Here is a 6,705-nt window from a genome sequence, read left to right as displayed (position 1 = left end):
ATTTCCCGACCGAGCAGGCCGCGATGAAGTGTCTGTACCTTGTCACCCGCAGCCTCGACCCGACCGGAACGGGCCGCGCCAGGTGGACGATGCGCTGGAAGCCCGTGCTCAACGCCTTCGCCATCACGTTCGGTGACCGCTGGCCGAACGCCGAAACCTACTGATCAACAACGCCGAACACACCGATCACGAGATAGACCCCACCCACCACTGTCGGGAACCGACCCCGGCTCGTCCTCAGCGCGAGCGGACCGGGGCGGTGCTGCCGCGCACGACGAGGTTGGTGGCCAGTTCGGCGCGGGGTGCGGTGAGCTTCTCGCCGCGGATCAGGGAGATCAGCATGCGGGTGGCCAGGGCGCCCATGTCGCGCAATGGTTGGCGGACGGTGGTCAGGGGTGGGGCGGTCCAGGGGGCGAAGGGCAGGTCGTCGAAGCCGACCACGCTGACGTCGTCGGGCACGCGCAGGTGGTGTTCGTGCAGGGCTTGGTAGGCGCCGAGGGCTTGCAGGTCGCTGCCGGCGAAGATGCCGGTCGGTGGGTTCGGCAGCGCCAGGAGGGCTTTGGTCTGGCGGTAGCCCTGCTCGTGGCGGAAGTCGCCGTAGCGGACCAGACGTGGGTCGTGCGGTATCCCGGCCACTTCCAGGGCGTCGCGGTAGCCGGCGACGCGGGCTTTGGTGCACATCATCTGCTCCGGTCCGCCGATCACCGCGATGCGCCGGTGACCGAGGGAGATCAGGTGCTGGACGGCGGAGTAGCCGCCGTGCCAGTTGGTCGCGCCCACCGAGTGCGCGGTCGGGTCCTGGCGGCCCAGTGCGTCGACGATGACGAACGGGATGGACAGCCGGTTCAGCTCGGTGCGCTGGCGGGCGCTGAGATCGGACAGGACCAGGATGACGCCGCGGGTGCCGCGGGCGGTCAGTGACTCGAGCCAGCCCTTGCCGGGGGTCGGCGCCGTGTGCACGGCGGTCAGTACCAGGTGCATGCCGTGCTCGCGGGCCACCTCCTCGGTGCCGGTGAGGATCTCGGTGGCCCACGAGCTGTCCAGTTCGTTGATCACCAGGTCGAGCAGGGCGGCGCGGCTGCGGCGCGGTTTCTGCGGGGCCTTGCGCGGGCGCTCGTACCCCTTCTTGGCCACGATCCGCTCGATCTGCTCGCGGGTGCGCGCGGCGACGTCGATGGCCGTCGTGGCAGCGACTGGTAGGGCGGCGACTACCATCGCGCGGGGCAGCAGTGGCAGGCGCTCGGACCGGATCTGCTCGAAGTCGGCGCGCCGGCACGTCACGATCAGCGGGTAGTCACCGGCCGCCGCGTAGTTCAGCGCCTCGACCGCCGAGCGGCGGAGTCCACTGGGCAATTCGTCGAGGCCGTCGAGCACGAGAACCACCCGGCGGTCCAGGACCAGTCGTAGCGGGGCGTCAGGGCCGTAGATCCGGCGGTCGGTGAGTGCGGGGTAGTCGTCGGCCAGTCGGCGAGCCGCCCACGCGTGCAAGTGTTCCGCCGGGTTCCACGACGAGATGGGCAACAGCACGGGCACCGGATCAGATTCGCTTCGCTGGGCCAGCAGTTCGAGTGTCAGCAACAGCACGCCGGACGTCTTGCCTTGCGCTGGGTCGCCCACCACCAGCAACTGCTTCGACGGCACCTCGCGCCAGGCATCGCCGAGGGTCCGGTCCCCGGCGGATGTCCACCGGGTGCGCACGGCACCGGCACCGAGCAGGGATCGCGTTTCGGCTTCGTGAAGCCACTGCCGTCGCACAGCGCCGGCCAGGTCTTCGACGGCTGAGGTTCACCCCGGGCAGTGGACACCGAGTTAGCAGGACCGAGGTCTTGCTGGAAGGATGGTTCATGCCTCCTCGTAAGCGCCGTTCGTACACGGCTGAGTACAAGGTCGAGGCTGCGCATCGTGTGATCGATTCCGGCCGGACGATCAGCGAGGTCGCCCGCGAGTTGGGGATCGACGCGGGGATGTTGAGCGTCTGGGTCAAGGACGAGCGGCGCCGGATCGCCGCGGCCGAGGTTCACGGGGAGCAGCCCTTGGAGGCGGCCGAGCGGGCCGAGTTGCTGCGGTTGCGCCGGCAGGTCGCAGAGCTGGAGAAGGACAACGCGTTCCTGGTAAAAGCTTCGGCGTACTTTGCCGCGATGCAGAAGAACCGCAACGGTTCGCTCTGATGGCCGAGTACGCCGGCCCCGACGACATCGCCGGCGTGGCCGGTGCCGCCGTGCCCGAGGGCGACCGGTTCCCGGTCCGGCGCATGGCGCGACTGCTGAAGGTGTCCGCCTCCGGCTACTACGCCTATGTGAAGCGTTGTGCGGCAACGGTGTTGACGCCACGTGAGCAGCGCCGCGCGGACCTGGTGGTGAAGATCGTCCAGGCGCACAGGGACTCCGACGGGACCTACGGATCGCCGCGGATCACCGCGGAGCTGCGGGACCGGGGCGAGGTGGTCAGCGCCAAGACCGTCGCCAGGGTCATGGCCGGGATCGGGATCGAGGGCATCAGCCCGCGCACGTTCAAGGTGCGCACGACGGTCGTCGACCCGTCCGCGTCGTTTCCACCGGATCTGGTCGACCGCCGGTTCGACCAGGGCCGCCCCGACGCGGTCTGGCTCACCGACATCACGTACCTGTCCTGCGGCGAGGGCGAGATGTTCCTGTGCGCGATCCGGGACGGGCATTCGCGCAGGGTGCTCGGTTACAGCGTCGCCGACCACATCGGCGCCGGGATGGTCGCCACCGCGATCGAGGCCGCCGTGGCCACCCGGGGCGACGCATGTCGTGGCACCGTGCTGCATTCCGACCGCGGCGGCGAGTACACGGCGAATCTGACCGCGCAGTCCTGTTTCCGGCACGGGCTGCGCCGCTCCATGGGCGCCACCGGGATCTGCTGGGACAACAGCCCCGCCGAGTCGTTCTGGTCGACGTTCAAGCACGAGCACTACTACCGGCACGTCTACGCCACGAAGACGGAACTCATTGCCGCGATTGACAAGTGGGTCACGTTCTACAACAGTGTGCGGCGGCACTCCGCGCTCGGGATGATCAGCCCCGACGACTACGAGAAGTCACTCCGAGCAGCTGCCTGATTCTGGTAAGCCCCCCTGTCCACCGTTCGGGGTGAACCTCAGGCCTCGGTCGAGCGGGTGAGGGTTCCGCTGGTCGATGCGCAGGTGGACATCCCGGCCAGCCATGGCGATCAGCGAACCCCGGTCCGCGCGCGCGTACTGCGACACGCGCCCACGATAGCGGTGCCGCGTGGTGTCCACCGTAGATTCGGAACCTGTTACCGACGCAGTTCGGCAGGAGATGTGGCTCGACCCGGATGGCGTGGCTGCGGGCAATGCGACGCGGTTCCGCCGGTCGAGCACTGGCCGCATCGTGCGGTCGCGGCGGCCGGCGCACCCGGAGATCGTGCCCGTTGAGACGTTCGCAGAGGCACAAGTACTGCGCCGGTCACGAGCGGCCGGTGCGATGCGCGGTCTTGCCGTGCTCGAACGGGATGGGCGGCGGCCTCACCGAGGCGGTCGTGGGTCTCGCGGCGAGCGGTGAGGCACAGGTCGATTCGTGTGTCCGGAGCGTCACATCACCCGGTCGGCGGTCATGCCTGCGCGTGTGAAGCCCAAGGATGTTTCGCGGGGGTTCTGGCACACCCGAGGGGGGTTGTGTTGTTACACAGCAGGAACACTGCTGCGCGCGTGGCAAGACGTTGGAGTTCTGTGCTGGTGGTCGCGACCTTTGTGGCTACCGCACTGCAGCCGGTAGGAGGAGGGCAAGCAGTAGCTGACCCTACTGCGGTCCAACCGCTATCCCCGCGCCCGGCGGCACCGATCGTTCTGTCCACTTCGGACCAAACCGTCGAGTACTTCTCGTTCAACAGTCACGTCATCAAGCACTACTCACGAAGGTTGAGCACCGGACACAGCAACTACCGGCAATTGCCCTACCTGTCCGAGATGACGATGAGCAACACCGTGGCGATCGAGGCCCACGACGGAGCGATGCACGTGTTCACCGTGCGCAGCAGCGACGGCGCCGTGTGGACCAGCAAACAGATGAGCAAGGGTGGAAGCTGGTCCGGTTGGGTTTCGCTCGGCGGCAGTGGCCTGGCCAACGCCGCACCTGCGGTGACCCGAGGAGCCGGTGAGGCGCTGTCGGTCTTCGCCACCGCTACGGATCGGACCGTTCGCTCCATCTCCCAGCAGAGCAAAGACGGTCCGTGGGGGTCGTGGAGCTCGTTGGGTGGCAGCGACTTCTTCGGCGGTCTAAGCGTCGGGCGCGGCCCGAACGACAGGCTGGAAGTGGTCGCGGTGTCACTCGGCGGCACGGTCTTCAAGAACAGGCAAGGCGTCGGGGGCTTCTCGGGTTGGGAGCAGTTCAGCGACGCGCGGTTCGTGTTCGACTACGTCGCACCACAGGTCATCACGCGAAGCGACCGCAGCCTTGAAGTGGTCGTGCGAACATCGGCCTCCGCGATCGCCACCCGCCGCCAGAACGCACCTGGCGGCACGTGGGGCGCGTGGACGATCGTCGGTGGCCACGCTGGGCTCGGTCGGCCTGCGGTCGTCCTCGGCCCGGACGGCGTGCTGACGATCCTGTCCGCCGACAGTCAGGGCAAGGTGTCGGTGGGTCGCTTCGGGTTCGACCCGACGACCGGCGCGGCCGGGACAGTTCCAGGATGGGAAGACCTCGCGGCTCGCGGCGCACCCCTGGCAGGCCGCAAGGACCTTTCCGGCGCGGGCTTGGTCGACGGGTCGTGGGTCGCCACCTACAACGACACCACCGACGAGTTCAGCGAAATCACCTCCGCCGACGAGGACGCGCCAGACGGTCGAGCGACACCGGAGCCGCCGAAGCTGCGCCCGTTGAACGAGGTCCGGGCCGAGGACGGACGGCCGGGCCACCTCGCTGAAGGAGTGACCCCGGTGAGCCGGCCCACCGCGGCGGGGTGGACGCCGCCGGCGTTCCAGTACGAGCACTACACCTTCGATCAGTGCCGCACGCGGGAGTGGTTCTTCCAAGAGAGGGGTACGGTGAAGAACCACTACTCCTATTGCTGGTCCGGCGTGAACGCCATTCACTTCAAGACGTTCTGCTTCACCCTCCCGCTGACCGGCGTCCCCGTGTGCGTCGGCAGGCGGTTGGACTTCTTCGTCACGATGATCGGCGACGGTTCGGACGCCTACCGCGAGGCACGCTACGACGTCTACCTGACCGGCTTCGAAGGTGCGCTGGAATACGCCGACGCGGTGCAGCTCAAGGTGGAAATGCAGTGCACCCCGCTGGTAGCTGCCACCGACTGCGCTCCGGATCCCCGCACACCCCCGGTGGTGCGCACGGTCTCCGAATGGATGTCGGCGGGTGAGGTCAGGTTGCACGTGGTCGGCGGCGAACCCGAGCCCGACCCGTTGCTGAACCCCGACCGGATCGGCTACGGCCTGGCGTCCGTCAAGGTCACGGCCGCTTTGCCCCTGGGACACACCGAGGACGTGGTCTCGCCGAGGAACAAGATCAGGTTCGATTCGGCCCAATATTTGACCGTCAACGGGAAGCAGGGTGCGATCTTCCCAGAAGTCGACGCGGTGCTGAACTTCCCTGTCAACACCCCGGAGTTCGCCGCGATGAGGCAGTCCGGCGCCCACTACGAGCAGGCCATGACGCAGCCGGGAAGCACGTTCCCCGTAGTGGCGGGCAAGACGATCCCAGGCGCGCTGGGCAGCGGCAAGCCACTACACCGCCTGTACTTCGACGACGACAGGCGGCGTGACAACCGTACGGAAGCGGTACGCGCTTGCGAGAACGAGCTGCCGCCAGGTCAATACCCGCAGCCCGACTATGACTGCGACGAGTACCCGTTCGCATCCACCTATGAAGGCGCCAGTTCGACCTACAACCCGCAGCGGAACTTCTCGGTCAAGGCCATCCCGGCCGACGACAACCGCGCAGCCGGCGTGTGGCTCGGGGTGTGGTACTCCTACGACCGCATCCTCGACGGTGATGCCTTCTACGTCCGCGTCATCCAGTAAGCCTCGAACCTGATCATCCACATCGATGAACCCCCGGGAGCGGGGTGTGTGAACGACACCGTTCACACACCCCGCTCGTTCGCATCTGCGCGGGGCCGCCAGAATGGGGTCATGACCCCTCCGGTCGAAACCTCCTGGCACCTGATCACCGCGTGGCTTGCCGACCACGCGCCGACGACCGCCGCGGTGCTGTCGCCGCCTGCCTCGGAGGACGACATCCGGAACCTGGGCCGGGAGGTGCCCGGCGGGTTGCCCGACGAGCTGATCGCATGGTGGCGGCTGGGTGACGGTGTTGGACGGCCTGACGGTGCCGGGTACTTCCTACCGCCGCGGTTCGCACCGATGCCGGTACGGGAAGCGTTGGGAGTCCGGCGACTCATGGCCGGTTTGGTATCGCCCGACGCCTACCGGATCGCCGCTGCGGACGAGGCCGGCTCCCGGTCCGGCGCGTTCCTCGACACGTTCGTGCCCATCGCGGCCGATGGCGGGGGTGATCACCTCGTGGTCGACCTGCGACCAGGGGCTTGGCACGGGTGCATCCAGGAATGGCGCAACGACGACGGGTGCCAGACTGGGCCCCTCTGGTCCGGTGTCGCCGAGATGCTGGCGGAGGTCGCGAACGACTTCCGCCACCACACCGGTGTGCTGGCAGCGCATACCGAACGTGCCCGCGCGCAAGGCTTTCG

At 67.9% G+C, this 6,705-nt stretch carries 5 protein-coding genes and 1 pseudogene; 5 read left to right on the top strand and 1 reads right to left on the bottom strand.

Annotation, left to right across the window (positions count from 1 at the left end):
• Positions 1–164, top strand: a pseudogene (locus RIN75_RS43645) (IS256 family transposase); the annotation flags it as partial.
• 73 nt (positions 165–237) lie between these two features.
• Here RIN75_RS43645 and RIN75_RS43640 read toward each other — a convergent pair.
• Complete coding sequence (locus RIN75_RS43640) at positions 238–1,698, bottom strand: substrate-binding domain-containing protein (protein ID WP_309117997.1); 1,461 nt, start codon at positions 1,696–1,698, stop codon at positions 238–240.
• A gap of 128 nt (positions 1,699–1,826) precedes the next feature.
• On the opposite strand from RIN75_RS43640, the gene RIN75_RS43635 reads away from it, so the two are divergent.
• The 4 genes from RIN75_RS43635 to RIN75_RS43620 all read left to right on the top strand — a co-directional run.
• Positions 1,827–2,168, top strand: coding sequence for a transposase (locus RIN75_RS43635; RefSeq protein ID WP_309117996.1), 342 nt, complete (start codon positions 1,827–1,829; stop codon positions 2,166–2,168).
• Positions 2,168–3,082, top strand: coding sequence for an IS3 family transposase (locus tag RIN75_RS43630; RefSeq protein ID WP_309117995.1), 915 nt, complete (start codon positions 2,168–2,170; stop codon positions 3,080–3,082). Before RIN75_RS43635 ends, RIN75_RS43630 begins: the two co-directional genes overlap by 1 nt.
• Positions 3,083–3,712: 630 nt before the next feature.
• A complete protein-coding gene (locus RIN75_RS43625; RefSeq protein WP_309117994.1) occupies positions 3,713–6,019 on the top strand; it encodes a NucA/NucB deoxyribonuclease domain-containing protein in 2,307 nt (768 codons plus the stop codon).
• Positions 6,020–6,130: 111 nt separating this feature from the next.
• A partial coding sequence (locus RIN75_RS43620; protein WP_309117993.1) for an SMI1/KNR4 family protein occupies positions 6,131–6,705 on the top strand: 575 nt, incomplete at its 3' end.

Origin of the sequence: Saccharothrix sp. (genome assembly GCF_031180885.1) — a bacterium.
Classification (GTDB): Bacteria; Actinomycetota; Actinomycetes; order Mycobacteriales; family Pseudonocardiaceae; genus Actinosynnema.
This window is presented reverse-complemented; position numbering and strand designations above follow the sequence as displayed.

What these genes read in the sequence shown, in the direction of transcription:
- RIN75_RS43630 (WP_309117995.1), top strand. Translation starts at nt 2,168, where the DNA reads ATGGCCGAGTACGCCGGCCCCGACGACATCGCCGGCGTGGCCGGTGCC.